Raw genomic sequence first — 1,017 nt, forward strand, 5'->3', positions numbered from 1 at the left:
CCTGCACCTTGCCGAGTTCTCGATCGAGCATTCCGGAATTGCGACCTACTGGTTTGACCGTAACTCACGGATCGTCAGGGTGAATGAGTCCTCCTGCACATGCCTGGGATATGCAAGGGAGGAGCTCCTCGGTATGCAGGTCCGGGATATCGATCCCAATTTCCCCGGCATGGATCAGTGGGAGAAGAGCTGGGCCGAGACAAAGGAACTGGGGGAATACAAGATCATGGAATCGGTCCACCGCAGGAAGGACGGGACCACCTTCCCGGTCTAGATCGTCACCAGTTACTTCTCCCTTGGCAACCAGGAATATCTCCTCTCTTTTGTACGGGACATCTCGGACCGGAAACTGGCGGATGCGCTGATCCGCGAGAGCGAGGAACGGTACCGGAGCCTTGTCGAGACAACCGGGACAGGGTTTGTGATCCTCGACAGCACCGGCCGGGTCATTACTGCCAACAGCGAGTATTGCCGGCTCACGGGCCGGCCGTCCCTTCTGGAGATCGAGGGCAGGCAGGTCACGGAGTGGACCGCCCCCTATGATCTTGAACGGAATGCCCGTGAGGTGGACGCGTGCATCCGGACGGGCCGGGTCAGGAATCTCGAGATCGATTACCAGAAACCGGACGGGACGATCCAGCCTGTCGAGATCAATGCAACGGTCATCACCTCAGACACCGGCCAGGTCATCATGACGATCTGCCGGGATATCTCAGCGCGAAGGGCTGTTGAGGCTGCCCTGAAAAACGAACAGCAGTATACCCGGATGCTGCTGGATGCGTCCCCGGCCTTCTTTGTCGCCATCGGGGCCGATGGAAAGACCCTTGAGATGAACCGGGCCCTGATCGAGGCGCTGGAATATTCGCAGGAGGAGGTTCGTGGAGCCGATTACCTTACCATGTTTGTTCCCGAAGAGGACCGGCCCGGCCTTGCTGACGTCTTCCGCCAGCTGGTGTTTGATGGCAAAGAGACGCTGAACCAGAACCGGATCATCAGCAGGTCCGGCAAAACCTACCT

At 58.6% G+C, this 1,017-nt stretch carries 2 protein-coding genes; both read left to right on the forward strand.

What is annotated here, in order from left to right:
- Window positions 1–274, forward strand: a 274-nt coding sequence (locus CW742_RS15260; protein ID WP_292421889.1) for a PAS domain S-box protein, incomplete at its 5' end; no start/stop codon positions are given.
- A 147-nt stretch (window positions 275–421) separates the two neighbouring features.
- On the forward strand, window positions 422–1,017 hold a 596-nt coding region (locus CW742_RS15265), incomplete at its 3' end, for a PAS domain-containing protein (RefSeq protein WP_292421890.1).

The organism is Methanoregula sp. (assembly GCF_002835825.1).
Lineage (GTDB): Archaea > Halobacteriota > Methanomicrobia > Methanomicrobiales > Methanospirillaceae > Methanoregula.